Genomic DNA, 22,131 nt, shown 5'->3' on the forward strand with positions numbered 1-22,131 from the left:
GATATGAAGAGGTTATCTGGCTTTGCATTGATAGAATTGATGATTGTCGTTGTCATTATTGGCATTTTGGCGTCGATCGCTTATCCGTCATATATCAATTTCATCACCAAAAGTAACCGTGCTGAGGCGCATGCCGCATTGATGAAAGTCGCGAATTTGCAAGAACAGTACTATTTGGATAACAAAACTTATGCGACAGATCTTACTGATTTGGGGCTTAATGCGTCACCGTTCCTCACCGACAACGGAATCTATGAGGTAAGTTCGGCGGGGACTTCGCAATTTACTGTTTCAGCTAAAGCCTTAGGTGCACAGGCAACGCGAGACACGAGCTGCGGGACAATCACGATAACCGATGCTGGCGTGAAAGCTCCGGGAGGATGCTGGTAATGAACAAACGATTATTCGTCGCCGTATGTATGAGTTGGCTGTTGTGGGGATTGCCGAGCTATGCTGCTGGCGTTAAAAAGCAAGATTTTAAGTGTTATCTTGAATCTACTGCTGGCGATAAGGTGATGTTTTTTAAATGGCATGAGGACGACAAACTCAAGCAACAGGCGGGGCTTGTTGCGCAGAAAGTCACCTCCGGTGGGCAAGACGTTTATATTAAGAGCGTTACTGAATGCGTCCCGCTTAACGAGCCATTTAAACGTGCCAAGGCGAATGAGTTAGATAAAAAGACGTTACGATAATCGTTTTCGGTTCGCACAATACAAAATCAAGCTGCTGGTAAGCGGCTTGATTTTGTTACATCGTATGGACATCAATATAGCGTTTGCGTTTTTTTGGTTTCAGCGCCTCAATATCCACTAGCACTACACCATCAATGCAATCACCAAAATCGGCATCTACACCAAAATCCAAAAAACTCACCCCTTGAGGATGACACAGTTCGCCATACTGTTTATACAAAGTGGGTACGGCCACGCCCATAGTCGCGAGAGTTTGTTTTAGCAGCTTAAAGGCGTCATCGTAGTCCTGTCCTTGATACAGTTGATCTAGCTGCTGACGGCGGTTAACGCTGAGTTCAAACGGATGGAAGGAGTGACAGTAATCTTGTGCGGCGGGGAATTGGTGCTGATAGAAATGTACTAACATCTCTTTGGCGGCAGGGGGCAGCTGGTTGCTAATGGTCACAGGGCCAAACAGATAGCGATACTCTGGATGCTTAGCCAAGAACGCGCCAATACCAAACCATAGATAATCTAGACTACGCTTGCCCCAATATTTAGGTTGAACAAAGCTACGGCCAAGTTCTAACCCTCTAGCGAAAAACTCATCAAAATTGGTCTGATAACTAAATAACGACTCGCTATACAGTGACAATCCCTGTTGATGCAGTTGCTGCGCGCTGGCAAAGCGGTAAGCCCCAACGATTTCTAGCTCATCTCTGTCCCACAACACTAAGTGCCAATAATGCGGATCATATTGATCGGTATCTCGCCGTTTGCCTGTGCCTTCGCCTACCGCGCGGAATGATAACTCACGCAAGCGGCCAATTTCACGCATGATCGGGCTGCTTTGACGATGCTGATACAGGTAGATCTGTTTTGCGTCTTGGGTTTCTCCGAGGAGTTCACATTCGGCTAAGGCGCGTTGTAGTGTTTGGCGCTCCTCTGGATGGGCAATAGCGCTTTGCGTTGTAAAAATGCCCGGGCGGTTTTTACCAATTCGATAGAGATGATTCTTTAGCAGGGTTACCTTGGTTTTGAGTGCGAAATCGTTGCCGCTAACCACATCTGCGGCTATTAAGCCGCCGATGCGTATCGGAATGGTACGGTTAGTCTGTTTGAACATCTCTTTGACTAACATCAAGGTGGCTAGCGGCTTGTACAGCATCGATGCACCATAAAATGCCGCTGAGTTTTTCGCATTAACAAACATTGGCAGCAATGGCGCATTACAGCTCTGGGCTAACCTGAGAAAGCCTGAGTGCCAGCGGGTGTCACGGACGCCATTGGGGCGCAGCCGCGACACTTCTCCCGCAGGAAAGATCAGCACTGCGCCATCTTGATTCAGGTGCTGATGAATTTTTTCTAACTGCTGTTTCGGTGTGCCGCCGGTCATATTGCGCACAGGCAATAGCAAATTGTGCAGCGGTGTAAGCTGCATCAGTAGTTCATTGGCTACCACTTTAAGGTCATTGCGCACTTCGCTGATCAGTTTTATCAGCACCAGCGCATCAAGCGAACCTATCGGATGGTTGGCAAATATCACTACTCGGCCGCTGGGCGGCAGATTTTCCAGTTCCACATCGGGCACTGTATAAGCAATATTGAAGCGTTGTAATACCTGTTCGACAAAATCTTGTCCATGTAGGTGACTAAATTCTGCCGCGATATCATTGCACTGCTGCTCGTTTAACATAAAGCGCAGCATGGCTTTCGTGGGCCTAGCTAGCCAAGGTTTGTTGTTGAGGGTAGGGAGGTTATCTTCAACCACTTTATCGACAGTAAATATCATGTTAAGCCTTATCGATGGCAACGCCGCAGGCGGTCGCCGAGAGGCTTAGCCTTGTCGCGGCAGATTTGAACTTACTGTAGCTAGCATGTTTGACTGCACCATGACGCTTGCATGGCAGAATGATGACAGCCCTGTCGAATGAATAGGGCTAGTCGTTGGGCATTAGTGATATTAACGCGTTAGAAAAACAGGTGAGCCATACCGGCAATCACCGGCAGAGTAACTAAGGTACGTAGCAAGAAAATCACAAATAACTCGCCTGCATTTACTGGGATTTTGCTGCCTATTAGCAGCGCACCGACTTCACTCATGTAGATCAGCTGCGTGACCGACAATGCAGCAATAACAAAGCGGGTGATGTCGGCGTGGATAGCATCATTGGCCAGAATCGACGGGATAAACATATCGGCAAATCCCACCACAATGGTTTTAGAGGCTTCAATGGCTTCAGGTAATTGCAGCAACTCTAAAAGTGGGCGAAATGGCATACCAAGATAGTTAAAAATCGGCGTGTGTTCGGCGATAATCAACGCCGTAGTCCCGATGGCCATAACCACAGGAATAATACCAAAAATCATATCGATGACGTTTTTACCGCCCTCAGTAATAAGCTGCTTAACGCCGCCAAAGTTACTGGCTTTTTCCATTGCTAGATGAAAGCCCCACGAAACCACATGGTGGTGCTCTGGTATCGCTTCGTCATGCTCTTGGCGTGGTGAGCCATCAATGTAGTTATCTTTTTTCCAGCGTAGTGGTGGTAAACGCGGCACCACGACCGCAGCGACTAAGCCAGCCAAACACACGGTTAAATAGAACTGCACAAACATCGCTTCAAGTTTCACCTGAGCGATAACCACTAAGCTAAAGGTGATAGACACCGCAGAAAACGTGGTGCCGATAATCGCCGCTTCGCGCTGGGTATAGTATTTATCTTCATATTGTTTACTGGTTAACAAGATCCCGACGCTACCATCGCCTAACCAAGATGCAACACAGTCAATCGCACTGCGGCCTGGCAGGTTAAATAGCGGCCGCATAATCGTGGTAAGCAGGGTACCAAACAGCTCCAACAGGCCAAAGTTGAGCAGTAACGGCAGTAATAGTCCGGCAAAGAAAAACACACAAAATAGTGTAGGTAATAAATCGTTAAGTACTAGGCCGCCAGTTTCTGAGGAGGTGATAACATCAGTGCCGAGATTAAAATAGGTAAGGAAGATAAACACGGCACCCAATAAGCGCATGCTTAGCCAAAAAAGATTCACGTTCAGTAAGTTGTTTAAAAACCCATCTTTACGGATAAACTTCGGTCGCAATAGCTTTACCGCCAAACTGACGACCGCCATCACTAACACCACCACTGTTAATAGCCCAGTAATTGCGTCGCCAATGAACGCTTGCAATGCTTTTGCCAGCAACGCGACTGGAATAGTCACTGCGTCTTGGTAACTGATTGGCGTCATGAACAGAAATACGCCAACAAGCGATGGCACGATGAAGGTCAGTAATTGTTTTAATGAATGTTTTTTTATTGTTGTCACATCAATTATCCATTGTTGCTTAGCGGCGAGTAATCATTTGGGGGGATCGCCAATTCACTGTATAACAGCGGCAAAACGCTAAGGTTACCTGTTAGCTAATGGCTTGTAAATTTACCCGACTGAAAACGGAGCCATTTGCTGAGCTATCGACATCACGAAAACGTGCGAAAGTGGCGCAATGTCTTCAAAGAGTGAACTTAGCCAAGTTAAATAATATGAAAAGCTAAAGTGGCTAATGTTATTATTTATTCGATAGTTTTTATCCATATCAGCCTTGGTTTTGATGCTGGTCAAACATTCTTCTCAGTGACACATTAATCTTACGTGCAACGTAAGGTGTTGACCTTTGTTGATTGTTTTTAACTCCTAGGCGCGTCTGTTTTAAGGAAACGACAATCATGGAAAAACAAACGCGACTAGCTCGTCTTGCTGTTGGATTTGGCGGATTGGGCGTTTTCGGGATTGTCGCTAGTGTAGTTATTGCACTGGTGGGCGCGGCTGCGTCTGCCTCGTATGCTATTTCCCCGTTGAATTACACCATGAGTGAGTTAGGTAACTATGGACATTCACCGTTGGCGGTGGTGTTAAATGGTGGTTTATTCTTCGGTAGCTTGTGCTTAGTGTTGTTTTGTCTGTATTCCATGCCGTTAACCAAGTCGGTATCGGGAGCGTTGTGTTACTTAGCCATGGCATTTGCCTGCTTTACGCTGGCAGGGATCGGCCTGTTTCCACTCAATGTGTACCACCTGCATATCATCATGTTGAAATGGTTTTTTATTCTAGGTTCATTGAGTGCGCTATTTTATCTGGTCAATCTTGCTTTAGGTTTTCAACAGGTATTCAAGACGTGGTCATGGTTTCCGGCTGGATTGGCGCTGGTGGGGCAGTCCAGCTTTCTCTTATTACCGCTATTTAAGTTAGGCCTTACTGACGGCGATCGGCCGTTCTACCATGAGATGGTGTTGGAAGGTGGCAGGCCCGATGTGTGGTTACCAGCTTGTATCGAATGGTTCAGTTTTTCGGTCTTTATCCTGTGGATTTTGACCCTGCTGATCGACAAATATTACTGCTTACGTCATCAACCGCATTAAGTAAACTGCAGCACATACCCGCCACGGTAGATGCTGCAGCGCAGTTATCTCATCGCTAATTATGGCTGAGGGTCATCCCAGCAGTGTCATGCCAATAACCATTGCAGGTGAGCTGATGCTTACTCACGGAACGTTCGCCGTCGATCAGCGCTTCAGTAAACGCCACGCTCTCCAAGCTGTCGGGCGACACTCTAAACCAATCGACGCCCAACTGTTCCATTTGCGGAATTTCATCCCGTAAATCCATACATGCTGCGGATTGTGTTTGAATGCCGTTGAGGCGCAATAGCGGTTGGTGCTCCAGCGTTTGGCTCAGCAACCCATGCGGATGATTGGCACAGATGGTCTCGCAATTATCTTTGTTTAGCCCATGGTGGCGGGCAGTAAAACAGCGAGCCGAGTGTGCAAGTGGTAGATAGCCATAACCCAGCACTTCAATCTCAAACTGCGGTTGCTGCTCAATGATGGTCGCTAGCCACTGTTTAGATAAATCTACCGGCATCACAAAGCGTTGCATCCCCCAACTGGCCATTTTTTGCAGGCTGGTAATATTGTAGTTATTGATGCTGGGGCCGCATACAAACGGTAACTTGAGCTGATTGGCCAACGCGACGGTGCCCATGTCGTTGGCTTCAATTAGAAACTCACCGTTATCAAGCTGTTTTTTAAGCTCTGCGAGCTCTGAACGAGATTCCACTAATGCGAGTGTTGACAGCACTACCGATTTACCGGCATCGCGTAATAGCTGCGCTAATGCCAGATAATCACCAAAGCGGAGTTTACGTCGCTTACTGCAGACCGTTTCACCGAGATAAATCAACGGAATTTGACTTTTGGCGGCGGCTTGGTAAAACGCCTCTACCGCCGGCTTGTCCCAGCAATATTGCAATGGGCCGAGAGAAAACTTCATGTAAATATCCTATTGCCAACTACGTTGATAAGCACCTGCGGTGGTGGCTTGTCCTTCCGACACTTTGGCGAGCACTTGTTGCCAGATGGCTCGGCTTTGATAGTGCTCGGGGGCGCGCAGGTAAGTATCGATGGCTTGTCGCCATACTTTGGTAACCTGTGAAACATAGGCCGGACTGCGTTGTCGTCCTTCAATTTTGAGTGAGCCAACGCCAGAGCGTGCTAGTTCCGGCAGTAATTCGAGTGTGCTCAAGCTGGTAGGGGTTTCGAGAATAAATTCGGGTTGCTCTGTACCATCAGCCAAGTAACGGCCTTTGCAGATCACCGGATAGCCGATGTTCTCTTCAACGCCTGTCTTATCAACCAATACATCATTTAAGCGTGTGAGGCGCTCGCCGTTAGCCTCGTGCCAGCGTACATGTTTAGCGGGCGAACAGGAGCCGCCACGGTTGGGGGACTCCCCCGTGACATATGAGGATAGCTGACAACGGCCTTCGGCCATGATGCACAAGCTACCAAAGGCGAACACTTCAAGTTCTACGCTGGTGTCTTTGGCGAGGTCTCGAATCTGTTTTAGCGATAGTACCCGTGGCAGCACTGCCCGACGAATACCAAACTGCTGCTGGAAAAAGTTAAGCGCGGCAGCGTTGGTCACACTGGCTTGTACCGACAGATGTAACGGCAACTGCGGATGATGTTGGCTGGCATAATCCAATAGCGAAATATCGGCCATGATTAACGCATCAGCTTGATAGTCTGCTGCGGCATTGATGGCATCATACCAGCGCTGTTCCTGTCCCGTTTGCGGAAAGGTGTTGATTGTCAGATACATTTTTTTACCCGCCCGTTTGATTAACGCAGCAGCTTGTTTCAATGTTTCTGGTGTGAAATTGAGCCCAGCAAATGAGCGGGCGTTGGTATTGTCTTTAATACCCAGATAAATCGCATCGGCGCCAGCGTTGAGTGCGGCTTTTAACGAGGCCATGTTGCCCGCAGGGCAGAGGAGTTCCATGAATCTATCCCTTACATTCCGTTAGAGCAGGAATATTAACGGGGATAGATATTCATGAAATTGATTTAAAACAGTATTATCAACATAAACAGTCAGTAAACTAACAGCATTTTTCTGCGGGACGACCATAGCAATGCCTTTTATTTTCCCTCGCCAGCTCGCCGATGCGGTGATTAGCAAGGCGCCTACTTTGTTAGCCAAACCGTTAACATTGACCCCATTTGCCATCAAAGAGCAGCTGCTGCTGCAACTTTGTCATGTCATGCTTAAAGAGGCATTGCAGCAAAACGCGTTAGATTTCCTCGCGGGTAAATGGGTGGCGATTGAGATAACCGATCTGCAATTGCGCTTTGAGATCGGATATCAGCATGGCTTAGTGGTTCGGCCGGTAAAGGCACCTGATGTTAGATTTATTGCCAACAGTGATGACTTGCTGTTGATCGCCGCTGGTGTTGAAGATCCCGATTCGTTGTTCTTCCGCCGCGAGTTAGCCATTGAAGGCGATACCGAGTTAGGGCTACAAGTGAAAAACCTGCTTACATCCCTCGATTATGATCAACTCATGCCGGTATTAAAGTTAGGGTTATCGTCTGCGTCTAAGGCATTGGTTTGGTTACAACAAAAATCTTCTCGCCAAGCCATATACTTGTAAAAATCAGCCAAAAAAATAGCGACCCGAGGGTCGCTTCAATTAATTCAGTTTGGTTGCGCTAACACCAAAAAAGGGAGATGGATGATGAACAAAAAATCGTTTCAATTATTCAGACTCAAGCTGATTAAGTTAGTTCAATAAAATAATGCAAATAGTAAAAAAATATGATTTGGCAGGATTTTTAAGCAAAAAAATAGGCAGTCATTTGACTGCCTTAACTCTTTAGGTGGAACGGTTGTGCGCTAGTCCAACGGTTCCAAGGGAGGATGATGATGAAACACATTCGCTTCAAAAGTTATGACTATGACCTTTGAAAGAAGTTCAGAAAATTTTTAAAAATCACAAAAAAAAGCGGCAACCTAAGGTTGCCGTTAAAATATAAGTAGTTGGAGATGAATAAAGACTTGTGCGCTAGTACAAGTGTTATTCAGGAGACAAAACACATTAAGCAGTTTCATAATTTATGACAGAGCCAAATGACTAAAGTTCCACGCTGCTAAATAAAATCTAAAATTTTTCGCAGCGGCTCGTTGCTTGCCATTTTTTACTTTTAGACATTGACGGTATGTGAGCAAGTTCTTACGGTGATGAGTTCACCATTCTCCCACAACAAACATAAAGGGAAGGTGTGAATATGTCCCGTGCGACGCTAACGCATTGCCTCGTTCGCCTGCGGTACTACAGCATGTCGCAGCTAGCTGCCTTGAATTGCTGTTGTTGATAACTCCAGAGTCGCGCGAAGAATTTTCGTTCCTTGCTTAGTTTGGCTACGCTGCTAGTGGGTCAGAATTTGGGTCATAAAAAAAGGCAGCTTAAGTAAGCTGCCTCTCGATCCATCTGGATCAATGGGGCCGCGCTAGAAGCCCCGCTAGGGAGAATGATGAACAAAAAATCCGTTCACTATGTTTGACGAGAAACCGTGAATAGAGTTCCCACTATATTTGATAAATTTTGAAATATTTTGAAGTTGTTCATCTAACATATTGAATATTTGGAGAAATAAAAATTTAAGATTTATCGGATGTTAGTCTTAATCGCCCAAAGCGTGCTATTTTATTTGGCGCAGTATGAGCAAGCGATGTTGGCTTGGTCTTATGTTTTAGTGCTTTTATGAACCGATAGGAGATGACCTTGAGCGATTCTAACGTCCCACAAGACGATCCAATCCAAGATGTTGGACAGATGATCCAATCGGTCACGCAGGCTGATGGGGAAGCTCAAGCTGAGCTTTTTGACGAAGTCCTCGAAGAACTTGATGCTGGCACGATCGCTTTGCTACTTGAGTCGTTGCCGCTAGAACAACGTTATCAACGTTGGCTGCAGGTAGAAGAAAGCGAACGTGTGGACGTGCTTAGCGAGATGCGTGCCGAAGCACGATTTAGCATCTTGCGGCAATTAGATGAAGCGCAATTAGATAGCATTTTTGCCAGCTTGACGCCTGAGGCGATGATCGATTGGAGTGACTCGCTACCCGATCGTTACATCGAGCGTGCGTTAGAACTAGTTAGCCATCGTCATCGCGAACGCTATGAGCTGTTTGATCAATACAGTGACAACCAGATTGGTCGTTACGTTGATCACCAATTGTTGGCGCTCACCACCGATGCCACAGTGATGCAGGCGCAGCGTTTTTTCCGCCGTACCGCGCTGGACTGCTGCTCCAGCGTATTTTTGGTCGATGAAAACGACAAATATGTCGCGAGTATCAACCGCTATCAAGTCTTCCGCGCCGAGCCGGAAGCTAAGTTAGTTGATATCGTTGAAGATGAATGGCGCGTACTGCGCGCCGATATGTCACTGTTAGATGCGGTGGAAGCCATTGAGCACAGTGCGGTGACTGAGCTGCCGGTTGTGGATGCTGATGGTGTGTTGATTGGCCGCCTGACCTTGCGAACTGCCACCGCGTTAGTGCGTGAACATTATGAAGCGCAGATGATGGCGCATGCCGGTATGGATGAAAGCGCTGACTTGTTTGCGCCGGTTTTCTCTGGCGCTAAACGTCGTGCAGTATGGCTCGGCATTAACTTGCTAACTGCGTTTCTCGCCTCGGCCACCATTGGCATGTTTGAGAACGTGTTAGATAAAGTGGTGGCGCTGGCAGTATTAATGCCGATTGTCGCGTCTATGGGCGGCATTGCGGGTTCGCAAACCTTAACCTTGATGATCCGCGGTATGGCAATGGGGCAGGTCTCTATCGGTAACTTGTTGGCGTTATTGCGCAACGAATTAGCGATCGGCGCCATTAACGGTGTGGCTTGGTCGTTCGTCATTGGGGCGGTTGCAGGCTGGTGGTTTGGTGATGTCACAATGGGTATCACCATAGGCATCGCTATTTTGATCAACTTGGTGATCGCGGCGATGGCCGGTGTGGCCATCCCGATGCTATTGCAGAAGCTCAATCAAGATGCGGCGTTATCAGGCTCGGTTATCCTAACCACAGTGACTGATGTGGTGGGGTTCTTTGCCTTTTTAGGCGTCGCTAGCATGTTCTATCTCTAGTGCTTCGCGCAATAAAAAACGCTCTGTTAGTTAACAGAGCGTTTTTGTTGGTAACGGTCGCGAGCTTAGGCGATAAAGGTCTCGATCTTTTGCAACAGACCTTTGGCATCTAGTCCAAGCTCAGCAATGATTTCTGCTGGTGCTCCATGTTTGACAAACTCATCAGGTAAGCCTATTTGTAACACTGGTTTGCAGATTTTCTGCTTGGCTAATACTTCCAGTACGCCACTGCCTGCACCGCCCATAATCACGTTTTCCTCAACGGTGACTAACACATCATGGCTGGCGGCTAATTCTAGCAACAGTGCTTCGTCTAATGGCTTTACAAAGCGCATATCGGCTACGGTGGCATTCAGTGATTCAGCGGCTTCTAATGTGGCCGCCAGAGTAGTACCAAAGTTGATGATGGCGACTTTGTTACCTTGGCGTTTGATGACTCCTTTGCCGATAGGCAGTGCAGTCATCTGTTCTTCTGCTTTTACGCCTGTGGCGCTGCCACGTGGGTAACGCACAGCGACAGGGCCATCTGGATAACAATAACCTGTGTATAGCATCTGACGACATTCATTTTCATCTGATGGTGCCATGATTACCATGTTTGGCACACAACGTAGGAAGGTCAGGTCAAACGCACCTTGGTGGGTTGGACCATCGGCACCGACAATGCCGCCACGATCAATGGCAAACAGCACTGGCAGGCGTTGCAGGGCCACATCGTGGATCAGTTGGTCATAGGCGCGTTGCAAGAAGGTGGAGTAGATAGCAACAACAGGTTTGTAGCCCTCACAGGCAAAACCCGCTCCCAGCGTAACTGCATGTTGCTCGGCAATCGCCGCATCAAAATATTGCTCAGGGAAACGCTGTGAAAACTCTACCATGCCAGAGCCTTCACGCATTGCAGGTGTAATACCTAGCACTTTCTCATCGCGGCTAGCCATGTCGCACAGCCATTTACCGAAGATTTCTGAGAAGGTTGGCAAGCCCGGTTTGGTATCTGGCTTACGGAATTGAGTCGGGTCAAATTTAGGCACCGCATGCCAACCAATCGGATCTTTTTCCGCGGGTTCATAGCCTTTGCCTTTCTTGGTCATAATATGCAGCAACTGCGGCCCTTGCAGACCGCGCATATTGCGCAAGGTTTCAACCATGGCATCGACATCATGGCCATCGATTGGGCCTATGTAATTAAAGCCCAACTCTTCAAACAAGGTGCCCGGCACCATCATGCCTTTCAAATGTTCTTCGGTGCGGCGCGCCATCTCTTTAATGACCGGCATGCCCTTAAGCACTTTCTTACCGCCTTCGCGGATAGTGGTGTAGAAGCGACCGGACATCAGTTGTGCTAGGTGTTTATTCAGCGCGCCGACGTTTTCAGAGATCGACATCTCGTTATCGTTTAGCACAATCAGCATGTCTTTATGCAGATCGCCAGCGTGGTTGAGTGCCTCAAACACCATACCACCAGTCATGGCGCCATCACCAATCACTGCCACAATTTTACGGCCTGCTTGTTCTTTGTCGGCAGCAATGGCCATACCTAATGCGGCGGAGATAGAGGTGCCAGAGTGGCCAACACTGAAGGTGTCATATTCACTCTCTTCGCGCCAAGGGAATGGGTGCAGACCTTCTTTTTGACGGATGGTGTGCATCTGTTCTCGGCGGCCAGTCAGAATTTTGTGCGGGTAGGCTTGGTGGCCTACATCCCACACTAGACGATCAAACGGCGTATTAAATACATAATGCAGCGCGACAGTCAGCTCAACGGTGCCGAGTCCAGAGGCAAAGTGCCCGCTTGAACGGCCAACTGACTGCAATAAGAAGGCGCGAAGCTCATCGGCTAATTGAGGCAATACTGCCTGTGGTAATGCACGCATTTCATCTGGCGTATTCGCCTGTGCTAGTACCGGAAACTGAGAAATATCCAGGTTCATAAAATCATTCATTAGGTTATTTATACTCGCCGTTCAATGATATAGCGGGCGAATTCTGCAATTAGTTGGCTATTGTAGGGCAAATCATCCAAGGCTGATAGTGCGTCCTGTAACAGCTGTTCGGCGGTGGCTTTGGCACCTTCTAAGCCTAGCAAACGTGGATAGGTACTTTTATTAGACTTTGTATCTGAACCTTGTGGTTTACCGAGTTCCTCAGTGGAGCTGGTGACGTCCAAAATGTCATCTTGCACTTGGAAGGCAAGGCCAATGGCATCGGCGTATTGGCGTAGTTTTTTCTGAGTAATAGCATCACCCGCTGCGGCAATGACTGCCAGTTCGACTGCGCATTGGATCAACGCTCCGGTTTTTAAGCGGTGCAGTTGGGTCAGTTCGGCCAAGCTGATCTGCTTGTCGGTGGCGGCCATATCTAACGCCTGGCCACCGCACATACCACTATAGCCAGCAGCTTGTGCCAACGAACGTACCATCGCTAGTTGCTGTTCGGCGGAAAATTCGCTTGGGGAGGTTAAAATATCAAATGCCAATGATTGCAAGCCATCACCCGCAAGAATGGCGGTTGCTTCATCAAAAGCGACATGTACTGTGGGTTGCCCACGGCGCAGCGCATCATCGTCCATTGCTGGTAAATCATCATGGATCAACGAGTATGCATGAATGCATTCAATGGCGGCGGCACAGTTATCTAACTTGTGTAAGGGCACGCCTAACATATCACCCACGGCGTACACCAAAAATGGTCGTATACGCTTACCACCGAGTAGCACGCCATGTTGCATGGCCGCTTTGAGAGAAGCGTCGGTTGAGACGAGTTTGTCAAGCAATGAGGCTAGGTGCTGATTAACGCGTTGTTGATAGCGGGTAATAGCGTCAGATAACAATTACTGTTCCTCAGATTCAAACGGTGAAAGTGGTGCTTCCGCGTCGTTCGCCAGCAAAATCGCGACTTTCTGTTGCGCTTGCTCTAACTTGTCTTGACTGGCGCGTACCAGATGCACGCCGCGTTCAAACTGCTTTAGTGCATCGTCTAAAGCGACGTCGCCTTGTTCAAGTTCGTTGACTATTTGCTCCAGCTCACCGAGTGACTGCTCAAAACTGAGATTTTCGGGTTTCTTAGCCACTTCAAAATCCTGTTATTCCAATCTGGGACGAGAGTATACCAGCCAACACGGCAGGACGGCGACCATCCTTTTCACCATAATGGGGCTGCAATGCGCAGCGAGAAAGTCGCAAACGTTATATCAGTGATGACTAACGGTCAAATGAGCTGCTTGGTTCTTTGTCACACCGCACGGTTTGTGACATAAAAACCTTTGGTTTCGCTAAAATTCTTTCTAAACTTGGCGGAGCTATGACCGATAAACAAAATAGAACCCGTTAATTTAGAGTAAGTTGGTTATACTTACTCATCGTAGGATTAGACTGAACATGGCAGCATAGCGCCAGAGTAGTCACGATAATGAGCAATCATTCTCTCGAGGAGCAACAGTGGATTTAGCAACGATTATTGGGCTTATTGGCGGGTTCGGCTTTGTTCTCGGCGCAATGGCAACAACTGGTGGCATCGGCACTTTTATTGATGTGCCGTCCGTACTCATCGTGGTGGCTGGCAGTATGTTCGTGGTGATGATGAAATTTAATCTGAAGCAGTTTCTCGGTGCGGTGAAAATTGCCATCAAAGCGTTTATGTTCAAGTTAGACAAGCCCGAAGAGCTGATTGAACAATCGGTGACAATGGCGGATGCGGCGCGTAAAGGGGGCTTTTTGGCGTTGGAGGAAGCACAAATTTCCAACTCTTTTATGCAGAAAGCGGTCGATATGCTGGTGGATGGTCACGATGGTGAGGTCGTGCGAGAAGCGTTGGAGAAGGACATTGCTTTAACGGAAGAGCGTCACAAAACGGGCATTAGTATCTTTAAGGCGTTTGGTGATGTAGCGCCGGCGATGGGGATGATTGGTACATTGGTCGGCTTGGTGGCTATGCTGCAGAACATGGATGACCCTAAATCCATTGGTCCGTCGATGGCGGTGGCGTTGTTAACAACTTTGTATGGCGCAATTATCGCTAACATGGTGTGTATTCCCATCGCCGACAAGTTATCGCTGCGGATGGGTGAAGAGATGCGTAACCGCAACTTGATTATGGATGCGGTATTGGCCATTCAAGACGGCCAAAACCCGCGTGTGATTGAAGGCTTCTTGAAAAACTATCTCGCCGAAGGTCAGCGTAAAGTCGACACCACAGGCGGAGAGTAATCCATGGCTAAGCCAAAGTGTGAATGTCCACCTCCAGGCGCTCCTGCTTGGTTGGCAACCTTTGCCGACTTGATGTCGCTATTGATGTGCTTCTTCGTATTGTTGCTTGCGTTTTCTGAGATGGACGTACTGAAGTTTAAACAGATTGCGGGTTCAATGAAGTATGCCTTCGGCGTACAAAATAAAGTTGAAGTCAAAGATATTCCGAAAGGGACGTCGGTCATCGCTTTGGAATTCCGCCCGGGTCGGCCCGATCCGACGCCAATCGAAATTATCAACCAGCAAACCAATGAGATGACTGAGCCGACGTTGACCTATCAAGCCGGTGAAGACGATAGCTCTGGTGGCAACCAGCAGCAAAACGGCGACCAACGTGGTGGTGAAGCTTCGGCTTCCGCGCAGGATGAAGATGTGGCGGAAACCCAAACGTCTCAAGCAGAGCAAGCGCAACAGCAAGCGGTGAATGAAGAAGCGAAAAAGCTGGCCGAACAACTCAATAAAGAGATTGTTGATGGTGCGATTGAAGTGGAAGCGTTGGGGCAACAGATCATTATTCGCATTCGTGAAAAAGGCGCGTTTGCTTCCGGCTCTGGCTTCCTACAACCACAATTTCGTCCCGTGATCCGCGCTGTTGGGGAACTGCTTAAAGATGTGCCGGGGATTATCACTGTGTCGGGTTACACCGATTCCTCTAATATCAGCAACGAGTTATATCAATCTAACTGGGACTTATCTTCGCAACGCGCGGTAGCTGTGGCGCATGAGTTAATCCATGTTAATGGTTTTGACCAATCACGTATGAAAGTGGTGGGCATGGCATCAACCCATCCTTTGGTACCTAATACTACGCCGGAAAATCGTGCCCGTAACCGTCGTGTAGAAATTAGCATTGAGCAAGGTAAAGCAATGGAGTCGCGTGATGAAATTCAAGCAATACCAGCCCCCGCGAATGGAAGTGCACCAGCGAGTAATGATAATGCCGCGGCGAATAACACCGCTCCCCCACCGGCAAATTAAGTGCTGGCGCGGTTGAGCTGTTGTGTTTGATTTTTCAAATTAGACAGCTTATGAACGAAGCGCGACCAGTGGCGCTTCGTCAACTAAGCAAGCTATAAGCTGCCAATGCCGACATCATGTCGGCATTTTTGTTGTGTCTAGAATGCTACACCTCGATGCAAAGCATATCGGCCGATGTGCTTTTATTTGCGCAGTAGTACTGCTGTTTTGCTATACTGCGCCGATTGCCGATTTTAATGCTGTTTTTTGCGGAAGTTCCATGAAGTTTATCGTTAAGCTGTACCCTGAAATCATGATGAAGAGTAAGCCGGTGAGAATGCGTTTCACCAAAATGCTCGAATCAAATATTCGTAATGTTCTTAAAAAAGTTGATGAAGACGCTGCTGTACTAAGACAGTGGGACCGCATCATGGTGCATGTGCCTACGGGTAAGCCTGAGCTGGTTGATGTGTTTGCTGAGCGCCTTGGTTGTATTCCAGGTATCTCGACCATCAGCCAAGTGAATGAGTACAGCTTTAGTAGTGTGCATGAAATCTACGAACATTCGCTCAAAGCGTTTGGTGCGTCACTGGCGGGGAAAACCTTCTGTGTGCGCGTGAAGCGTTCAGGTCAGCATGACTTTAGCTCGATTGATGTGGAAAAGTATGTCGGTGGTGGTTTGAACCAGCACACTGACGCCGCTGGCGTTAAATTGAAAAACCCTGACACCACAGTCAATATTGAGATCAACAACGACAAACTGTATCTGGTTGAGAAGAAACTACCGGGCTTGGGCGGTTTCCCTATCGCCACTCAAGAAGACGTGTTGTCACTGATTTCTGGTGGATTTGACTCTGGGGTTTCTAGCTTCCAATTTATCAAGAAGGGCGCGCGTACCCATTACTGTTTCTTCAACTTGGGTGGCGCACAGCACGAGATTGGCGTGAAACAAGTAGCGCATCATCTGTGGCAGCGTTATGGCGAGTCGCACAAAGTAAAATTTGTCACCATCCCATTCGAACCTGTGGTGGAAGAGATTTTAGAGCGTATCGATAATGGCATGATGGGCGTTATCCTCAAGCGCATGATGATGCGTGCTGCTAGCCGTGTGGCTGAGCGTATGGGCATTCAAGCTTTGGTTACCGGTGAAAGTTTAGGGCAGGTATCGAGTCAGACCTTGACCAATCTTAACGTGATTGACCGTTGTACCGATATGCTGATCTTGCGTCCGTTGATCACCATGGACAAGCAAGACATTATTGATGAAAGCCGTAAAATCGGCACCGAAGATTTTGCCAAATCGATGCCCGAGTATTGTGGTGTGATTTCGCAACGTCCAACAGTGAAAGCGGTATTGTCTAAAATTGAAGAGCAAGAGACTAAGTTTTCTGAAGATCTGCTCGACCGTATCATGGCCGCAGCTGAAGTGATCGATATTCGTGAGATTGCTACCACTATGGATACCAAAGTCACCGAAACTGAAACCGTGAGCACTGTCGCCGAACAGCAAGTGGTGATCGATATTCGCGCACCAGAAGAGGAAGAACGTAAGCCGCTACAATTGGGCGATACCCAAGTGTTGCATATCCCGTTCTTTAAGTTGGCTACGGCGTTTAACGATCTTGATACCAGCAGAACTTATTTGCTGTATTGCGAACGCGGTGTGATGAGCAAACTGCAAGCGCTGTATCTGCTGGAGCAGGGCCATAGCAACGTCAAAGTGTATCGTCCTTAACCGAGACGATAACGCAAAAAGTTATTCAAGCCGCAGCATTGGTCTGCGGCTTTTTTTATACAAACTGCCAAGACCACCAATCTGTTACTTAAAAAATCTGCCTCCTGCTCGAAAAATGCTAGCGCCCGCCATAAATAAGATGCCAAAATACGGATTAGAAAATCTAATAATAATGTTGAAGGAATTTTATGAGTAAGCGCCTTCCACCTCTTAATGCCGTCAAAGCATTTGAAGCCGCGGCGAGGCATTTAAGCTTTACCCGAGCGGCTGAAGAGCTGTTTGTGACGCAAGCAGCCGTTAGCCATCAGATCAAAGCCTTGGAAGACTTTTTGGGGCTCAAGTTGTTTCGCCGCCGCAACCGTTCACTGCTACTGACCGAAGAGGGGCAGAGCTATTTCCTTGAGATTAAGGATATCTTTACTCAACTGGCTGATGCCACCGACCGCTTGCTCGCCCGCAGTGCGGTTGGCTCGCTAACGGTCAGCATGTCACCCAGTTTTGCCATTCAATGGCTGGTGCCACGGCTGGCAAAATTCAGTGAAAAAAATCCCGATATCGACGTACGCATTAAAGCGGTAGATGGCGAATCCGGCTCGCTTACTGATGATGTGGACGTAGCGATTTATTATGGCCAAGGCCATTGGCCGAACCTCCGCGCCGATAAACTACGTAATGAAGTGTTGATCCCCGTGTGTTCGCCAATGTTGTTAAACGGCCCTAAGCCGCTCAGCCAGCCGGCGGATCTGAAGCATCATACCTTGTTGCATGATATGAGCCGTCATGACTGGCAAGCGTGGTTTCGTCAATGTGGCGTGACCGATGTGAACGTCAACCAAGGGCCGATTTTCAGCCATTCATCTCTGGTGCTGCAGGCCGCTGCGCACGGACAAGGTGTGGCCTTGGGTTATAGCGTACTGGCTAAGCCGGATATTCAAGCTGGCCGTTTGGTATGTCCATTCCAAGAAGTGCTCGTCAGCAAAGATGCTTACTATCTGGTGTGCCAACAAAAACACGCCGAGTTGGGAAAAATTGTGGCTTTTCGTGAGTGGATGTTAGATATGTTTGCCGAGGAATCACGCAGTGAATTACTCCCCGGATGATTGCCGCTTTGATAGCGCACCCAATGCGGACACCTTATTGATTTTTGCCCATGGCGCGGGCGCCGATATGCAGCATCCGTTTATGCAAGCCATGACGGATTTATTGGTTGAACAGCGCTTCGCCGTTCTTAGGTTTAACTTTCCCTACATGCAAAAACGCGCCGAGGATGGTAAACGCCGTCCGCCAGATCGGGCGCCCAAGTTGTTAGTACGTTTTAATGAGGTGCTACAGCAAGTATGCCGTGAACAGCGTTATCAACGGGTATTCTTGCTGGGTAAATCTATGGGCAGCCGCATGGCGACCATATTGGCTGGTGAGCCGCTACCTGACATAGTTAAAGGCGTGATTAGCCTCGGCTATCCGTTTTTACCTAAGGGCAAAACGGAGCCGCGACTAGAGGCCATCGAACAATGCCAATTGCCGTTGCTCATCGTGCAAGGTGAACGTGACAGCTTTGGTACCCGTGAGCAATTGCAGCGTTGGTCAATACCAGACAGTGTCTCCGTGGTATTTTTAACCGATGGCAACCACAGTTTTGAACCTCGTAAGCGCGCTGACGTCTCATTAACACAGAATTATCAACAAGCTGTAGCTGCGATTACGGCATTTGTTAGGAGTCACCCATGAAAAAAGGGCTATTTATGTTGGCCGCCATTAGCGGTTTTTTTGCCGTGGCGTTAGGTGCGTTTGGCGCGCATGGTTTAAAAAGTGTGGCGCCGCCCAATCTGATCGCCATTTTCAACCTTGGCGTAGAGTATCAGTTTTATCATACGTTCGCGTTGATCGCCGTTGCATTTGCAGGCCACTGGATTAACTCGCGCCTACTCAACTGGGCGGCAGGCTTCTTTATTGCGGGGATTGCGCTGTTTTCTGGCTCGCTCTACTTATACGCCATATTGGGCGTAAAAATGTTGGGCATTGTCACTCCGTTTGGTGGTGTGTGCTTGCTGGTGGCGTGGATGTTACTGGCTGCCGCGGTTTATCGTCATCGTATGGATGAATCTGGTCTTTGATTTGTTATACTTGCCGCCGTTTTAGGTCGATGATATCCGCTATCCATGAATAACCTGTTTTTATACTGCCGCGCGGGCTATGAAAAAGACTGTGCCGCCGAGATCCAAGATGTTGCCAATCTGTTCGGGGTGGCGGGTTTTGTTAAAGCCGCGAAAGATGCCTATGTGCAGTTTCAATGTTTTACAGCTGAAGATGCCGATCGCTTAGGGCGAGAGTTGTCACTAGAGCGGCTAATCTTCGCGCGGCAGATGTTTGTTAGCAGTGACTTGCTCACCGACTTACCCGTAGAAGACCGTATTTCGCCCATTATTGAAGCGTTGGCTGGTGCCCCAAAAGCGGGTGAGCTACGCGTCGAAACGCCAGATACCAATGAAGCGAAAGAGTTACTGACCTTTTGTCGCAAGTTTACGGTGCCGCTACGCCAAGTGCTGAAACAGCAAGGTAAGTTGCTCGCTAAGGAAAACTACAATCGACCCATTATCCATGTGTGCTTTCTAGGTTCGGATAAGGCGTTTGTGGGCTACTCCTATAGCTTCAATAGCTCGCCGTATTTTATGGGCATCCCGCGGTTGAAATTCCCTCCTGCCGCGCCTAGTCGTTCAACGTTGAAATTGGATGAGGCTTTCATTCACTTCATTCCAGAAGATGAAGCGGAACAGCGCTTATCTGGTGGTCTGCAAGCGGTCGATTTGGGCGCGTGCCCCGGCGGTTGGACGTATCAGCTGGTCCGACGTGGCATGTTTGTTTCGGCCATTGATAACGGGCCGATGCAAGACGAATTGATGAAATCTGGTCAAGTGACCCATTTTCGTGAAGATGGCTTTCGCTACGAGCCTAAACGTAAAAACGTGTACTGGCTGGTATGTGACATGGTTGAGAAACCTTCACGTGTGGCGGAGTTGGTGGAACAATGGGCCATTAAAGGTTGGTTCCAAGAGGCGATGTTTAACCTCAAGCTGCCGATGAAAAGCCGCTATAAAGAAGTCAGTACCATTTTAGGCCGCATGGATACCATCCTTAAAGAGAACGGTCTGCATCATTTCACGCTGCGCTGTAAGCATCTGTACCATGACCGCGATGAAGTGACCGTTCACTTAAGCTTGTTAAAGTCGTAACGTCTCGCGCATGAGTTATAGAAAAGGATGGCTGTAGCCATCCTTTTCTATATCGTCTGCCTGACCTAAGATGCCTTGCAGCCATAAAGCGGGCTGCGTGCTGACGAAACTCACGCACATTAAGCATAAACGCAGCTGTCTTGGTGCTGAAATTGCTAGGTTTGCAACGTTTGATGCACAACCCATTCAAGTGACGACTACGATCAACGACCGCCATCCACTCAATCCTAGACGTCAGAAACATTCCATCAGCAACAGACAAGAGATTAGCGGCCGCTGCGGCCAAGGTAGCCCTTAGGTTTGGGCAAGTCGATACGTTCTACCACCTCTGCAGGTAAGCTAAACTCCTGCACAATCCAATCAAGGTTGGCGTGTTGAAAGCCGAGATATTCCCGTGTCATCATCAATGCCAGCGTGGCATCGGTTAACTGTTGAATGTGCTGTGGTTGGCTTAACTGGGTAAATTGCTGTTGTTCATCAGCGTAAAACGCTGCCAGTAATCGCCGCAGTTCACGACCCGCACGGCCGAGGGCGGAGCACTGCTCTTTGGCCACTTCGTACTCAATCAATTTATGTTTGCCAATACGGATATGGCTGACGGGATTATCACTCATGCTGGCGGACATTTGAGGTAACTAGGCGGTTAATGCTGCAACGCTTATCGGTTAATTGCAATGTTGGCGGTAAATAAAAAAGGATGGCAAATGCCATCCTTTATCTCAACTGCAGCGACTGCTTACAGACGATCCAACACCGCTTGGGTGAAGTCGGTAGTACCGTGAGTACCGCCTAAATCGGCAGTTGTACGGTCACCTTCAGCAATCACGTCAGACACCGCTTTACGGATTTGCGCCGCTTTGTCCGCCATACCTAAGTATTCCAGCATCTGAATAGACGCCAAAATTACTGAGGTTGGATTCGCCAAGTTTTTACCGGCGATATCTGGGGCGCTACCGTGTACCGCTTCAAAAATGGCCGCATCTTTACCGATGTTAGCACCCGGTGCCATACCTAAACCGCCAACCAGACCAGCACACAGATCTGACAGAATGTCACCAAACAGGTTGGTGGTGACAATCACGTCAAAGTTTTCAGGGTTCATCACCAGCTTCATGCAGGTTGCGTCAACAATCATCTCTTCAGTGATGATATCTGGATAACGCTGACTCACTTCACGGGCTGTTTTGAGGAACAGGCCAGAAGTCGATTTCATGATGTTAGCTTTATGGACGATAGTGACTTTTTTACGGCCTTCTTTACGTGCCAGTTCATAAGCAAATGTAGTGATCTGCTCAGCGCCTTGCTTAGTGATCACGCTCATTGCTTCTGCGGTGTTGCCATCTTCAGAGATTTTCTGACCAATACCTGAATACATACCTTCCGTGTTTTCACGCACAGTGATGATATCGATATTGTCGTAACGCGCTTTAGTACCTGCAAATGACAGCACTGGACGTACGTTGGCGTACAGGCTGAATTTCTTACGCAGGGAAACGTTGATAGAGGTAAAACCTTCGCCGACAGGGGTAGTCAGTGGACCTTTTAGGGTGATTTTATTCTTTTCAATTAAGTCGAGCGTACGCTGCGGCAACAGTTCGCCATGCTTTTCTAACGCAGCTAAACCTGCATCAGCATATTCGTATTCAAAGTCACAGCCAGCTTTATCAAGAATTTTCAGGGCAGCATCAATAATGCTCGGACCGATCCCATCGCCAGGGATTACGGTTATCGTTCTTTTTGACATGGAGAATCCTTCCACGGTTGAACATTAAGCGAGAATTCGCAAGCAGTTGGGGGACAG

General features: G+C 48.2%; 19 protein-coding genes and 2 pseudogenes. 12 read left to right on the forward strand and 9 right to left on the reverse strand.

Annotated elements, in window-relative coordinates; all coding sequences use genetic code 11:
* Window positions 1–3: 3 nt before the first annotated feature.
* Window positions 4–390 carry a type IV pilin protein gene (locus tag ACN0TT_RS06375; protein ID WP_417761301.1) on the forward strand — a complete coding sequence of 129 codons (387 nt, stop codon included), beginning with the start codon at window positions 4–6 and terminating at the stop codon, window positions 388–390.
* Window positions 390–692 carry a TapY2 family type IVa secretion system protein gene (locus ACN0TT_RS06380; RefSeq protein WP_417761302.1) on the forward strand — a complete coding sequence of 101 codons (303 nt, stop codon included), beginning with the start codon at window positions 390–392 and terminating at the stop codon, window positions 690–692. Before ACN0TT_RS06375 ends, ACN0TT_RS06380 begins: the two co-directional genes overlap by 1 nt.
* Before the next feature lie 55 nt (window positions 693–747).
* Here ACN0TT_RS06380 and ACN0TT_RS06385 read toward each other — a convergent pair.
* Window positions 748–2,499, reverse strand: a pseudogene (locus ACN0TT_RS06385) (GNAT family N-acyltransferase); the annotation flags it as partial.
* A gap of 143 nt (window positions 2,500–2,642) precedes the next feature.
* The gene (locus ACN0TT_RS06390) at window positions 2,643–3,923 is read right to left on the reverse strand and encodes a YjiH family protein (RefSeq protein ID WP_417761351.1); all 1,281 of its coding nucleotides are present in this window, start codon (window positions 3,921–3,923) and stop codon (window positions 2,643–2,645) included.
* Between the two features lie 476 nt (window positions 3,924–4,399).
* On the opposite strand from ACN0TT_RS06390, the gene ACN0TT_RS06395 reads away from it, so the two are divergent.
* Window positions 4,400–5,092, forward strand: a complete 693-nt coding sequence (locus ACN0TT_RS06395; protein WP_417761303.1) for a hypothetical protein — start codon at window positions 4,400–4,402, stop codon at window positions 5,090–5,092.
* Between the two features lie 55 nt (window positions 5,093–5,147).
* On the opposite strand, the gene ACN0TT_RS06400 is transcribed toward ACN0TT_RS06395, so the two are convergent.
* Both ACN0TT_RS06400 and ubiU read right to left on the reverse strand, forming a co-directional pair.
* Window positions 5,148–6,002 (reverse strand): U32 family peptidase, encoded by an 855-nt coding sequence (locus tag ACN0TT_RS06400; protein WP_417761304.1) that lies wholly within the window; start codon window positions 6,000–6,002, stop codon window positions 5,148–5,150.
* Window positions 6,003–6,011: 9 nt separating this feature from the next.
* Window positions 6,012–7,013, reverse strand: coding sequence for a ubiquinone anaerobic biosynthesis protein UbiU (gene ubiU, locus ACN0TT_RS06405; protein WP_417761305.1), 1,002 nt, complete (start codon window positions 7,011–7,013; stop codon window positions 6,012–6,014).
* 133 nt (window positions 7,014–7,146) lie between these two features.
* On the opposite strand from ubiU, the gene ubiT reads away from it, so the two are divergent.
* Complete coding sequence (ubiT, locus tag ACN0TT_RS06410) at window positions 7,147–7,665, forward strand: ubiquinone anaerobic biosynthesis accessory factor UbiT (protein WP_417761306.1); 519 nt, start codon at window positions 7,147–7,149, stop codon at window positions 7,663–7,665.
* 1,125 nt (window positions 7,666–8,790) lie between these two features.
* Entirely contained in the window at window positions 8,791–10,164 is a 1,374-nt protein-coding gene (locus ACN0TT_RS06415) for a magnesium transporter (protein ID WP_417761307.1), read from the forward strand.
* Between the two features lie 65 nt (window positions 10,165–10,229).
* On the opposite strand, the gene dxs is transcribed toward ACN0TT_RS06415, so the two are convergent.
* Genes dxs through xseB form a run of 3 tightly spaced genes read right to left on the reverse strand, consistent with a single transcriptional unit; the run spans window position 10,230 to window position 13,234 of the window.
* Window positions 10,230–12,095, reverse strand: coding sequence for a 1-deoxy-D-xylulose-5-phosphate synthase (gene dxs, locus ACN0TT_RS06420; RefSeq protein WP_417761308.1), 1,866 nt, complete (start codon window positions 12,093–12,095; stop codon window positions 10,230–10,232).
* 20 nt (window positions 12,096–12,115) lie between these two features.
* The gene (gene ispA / locus ACN0TT_RS06425) at window positions 12,116–12,994 is read right to left on the reverse strand and encodes a (2E,6E)-farnesyl diphosphate synthase (RefSeq protein WP_417761309.1); all 879 of its coding nucleotides are present in this window, start codon (window positions 12,992–12,994) and stop codon (window positions 12,116–12,118) included.
* A complete protein-coding gene (xseB, locus tag ACN0TT_RS06430; RefSeq protein ID WP_417761310.1) occupies window positions 12,995–13,234 on the reverse strand; it encodes an exodeoxyribonuclease VII small subunit in 240 nt (79 codons plus the stop codon).
* Window positions 13,235–13,601: 367 nt separating this feature from the next.
* Here xseB and pomA point away from each other — a divergent pair, with 367 nt between their 5' ends.
* From pomA to rlmM, 7 genes and pseudogenes are all read left to right on the forward strand, one after another.
* Entirely contained in the window at window positions 13,602–14,369 is a 768-nt protein-coding gene (gene pomA, locus ACN0TT_RS06435) for a flagellar motor protein PomA (protein ID WP_417761311.1), read from the forward strand.
* Window positions 14,370–14,372: 3 nt separating this feature from the next.
* Window positions 14,373–15,314, forward strand: a pseudogene (locus ACN0TT_RS06440) (flagellar motor protein MotB); the annotation flags it as partial.
* A 331-nt stretch (window positions 15,315–15,645) separates the two neighbouring features.
* Window positions 15,646–17,100, forward strand: a complete 1,455-nt coding sequence (gene thiI / locus ACN0TT_RS06445; RefSeq protein ID WP_417761312.1) for a tRNA uracil 4-sulfurtransferase ThiI — start codon at window positions 15,646–15,648, stop codon at window positions 17,098–17,100.
* A gap of 188 nt (window positions 17,101–17,288) precedes the next feature.
* Window positions 17,289–18,200, forward strand: coding sequence for a transcriptional regulator GcvA (locus ACN0TT_RS06450; protein ID WP_417761313.1), 912 nt, complete (start codon window positions 17,289–17,291; stop codon window positions 18,198–18,200).
* Entirely contained in the window at window positions 18,181–18,828 is a 648-nt protein-coding gene (locus tag ACN0TT_RS06455; RefSeq protein ID WP_417761314.1) for an alpha/beta fold hydrolase, read from the forward strand. Before ACN0TT_RS06450 ends, ACN0TT_RS06455 begins: the two co-directional genes overlap by 20 nt.
* Window positions 18,825–19,214 carry a DUF423 domain-containing protein gene (locus ACN0TT_RS06460; RefSeq protein WP_417761315.1) on the forward strand — a complete coding sequence of 130 codons (390 nt, stop codon included), beginning with the start codon at window positions 18,825–18,827 and terminating at the stop codon, window positions 19,212–19,214. The genes ACN0TT_RS06455 and ACN0TT_RS06460 overlap by 4 nt, the downstream gene beginning before the upstream one ends.
* A gap of 45 nt (window positions 19,215–19,259) precedes the next feature.
* Complete coding sequence (rlmM, locus tag ACN0TT_RS06465; RefSeq protein WP_417761316.1) at window positions 19,260–20,330, forward strand: 23S rRNA (cytidine(2498)-2'-O)-methyltransferase RlmM; 1,071 nt, start codon at window positions 19,260–19,262, stop codon at window positions 20,328–20,330.
* A gap of 266 nt (window positions 20,331–20,596) precedes the next feature.
* Here rlmM and ACN0TT_RS06470 read toward each other — a convergent pair whose 3' ends face one another.
* Together ACN0TT_RS06470 and ACN0TT_RS06475 are read right to left on the reverse strand one after the other, a co-directional pair.
* A complete protein-coding gene (locus ACN0TT_RS06470; RefSeq protein ID WP_417761317.1) occupies window positions 20,597–20,944 on the reverse strand; it encodes a hypothetical protein in 348 nt (115 codons plus the stop codon).
* A gap of 122 nt (window positions 20,945–21,066) precedes the next feature.
* Window positions 21,067–22,074, reverse strand: a complete 1,008-nt coding sequence (locus tag ACN0TT_RS06475; protein WP_417761318.1) for an isocitrate dehydrogenase — start codon at window positions 22,072–22,074, stop codon at window positions 21,067–21,069.
* Window positions 22,075–22,131 lie beyond the last annotated feature (57 nt).

Source organism: Shewanella sp. (assembly GCF_048265805.1).
GTDB lineage: Bacteria > Pseudomonadota > Gammaproteobacteria > Enterobacterales > Shewanellaceae > Shewanella.

Excerpts from the sequence above, each read along its gene's own strand:
- ACN0TT_RS06375 (WP_417761301.1), top strand. The coding sequence starts at position 4 with ATGAAGAGGTTATCTGGCTTTGCATTGATAGAATTGATGATTGTCGTT.
- ACN0TT_RS06380 (WP_417761302.1), top strand. The coding sequence starts at position 390 with ATGAACAAACGATTATTCGTCGCCGTATGTATGAGTTGGCTGTTGTGG.
- ACN0TT_RS06390 (WP_417761351.1), bottom strand. The coding sequence starts at position 3,923 with ATGACGCCAATCAGTTACCAAGACGCAGTGACTATTCCAGTCGCGTTG.
- ACN0TT_RS06395 (WP_417761303.1), top strand. The coding sequence starts at position 4,400 with ATGGAAAAACAAACGCGACTAGCTCGTCTTGCTGTTGGATTTGGCGGA.
- ACN0TT_RS06400 (WP_417761304.1), bottom strand. The coding sequence starts at position 6,002 with ATGAAGTTTTCTCTCGGCCCATTGCAATATTGCTGGGACAAGCCGGCG.
- ubiU (WP_417761305.1), bottom strand. The coding sequence starts at position 7,013 with ATGGAACTCCTCTGCCCTGCGGGCAACATGGCCTCGTTAAAAGCCGCA.
- ubiT (WP_417761306.1), top strand. The coding sequence starts at position 7,147 with ATGCCTTTTATTTTCCCTCGCCAGCTCGCCGATGCGGTGATTAGCAAG.
- ACN0TT_RS06415 (WP_417761307.1), top strand. The coding sequence starts at position 8,791 with ATGACCTTGAGCGATTCTAACGTCCCACAAGACGATCCAATCCAAGAT.
- dxs (WP_417761308.1), bottom strand. The coding sequence starts at position 12,095 with ATGAACCTGGATATTTCTCAGTTTCCGGTACTAGCACAGGCGAATACG.
- thiI (WP_417761312.1), top strand. The coding sequence starts at position 15,646 with ATGAAGTTTATCGTTAAGCTGTACCCTGAAATCATGATGAAGAGTAAG.
- ACN0TT_RS06450 (WP_417761313.1), top strand. The coding sequence starts at position 17,289 with ATGAGTAAGCGCCTTCCACCTCTTAATGCCGTCAAAGCATTTGAAGCC.
- ACN0TT_RS06460 (WP_417761315.1), top strand. The coding sequence starts at position 18,825 with ATGAAAAAAGGGCTATTTATGTTGGCCGCCATTAGCGGTTTTTTTGCC.
- rlmM (WP_417761316.1), top strand. The coding sequence starts at position 19,260 with ATGAATAACCTGTTTTTATACTGCCGCGCGGGCTATGAAAAAGACTGT.
- ACN0TT_RS06470 (WP_417761317.1), bottom strand. The coding sequence starts at position 20,944 with ATGAGTGATAATCCCGTCAGCCATATCCGTATTGGCAAACATAAATTG.
- ACN0TT_RS06475 (WP_417761318.1), bottom strand. The coding sequence starts at position 22,074 with ATGTCAAAAAGAACGATAACCGTAATCCCTGGCGATGGGATCGGTCCG.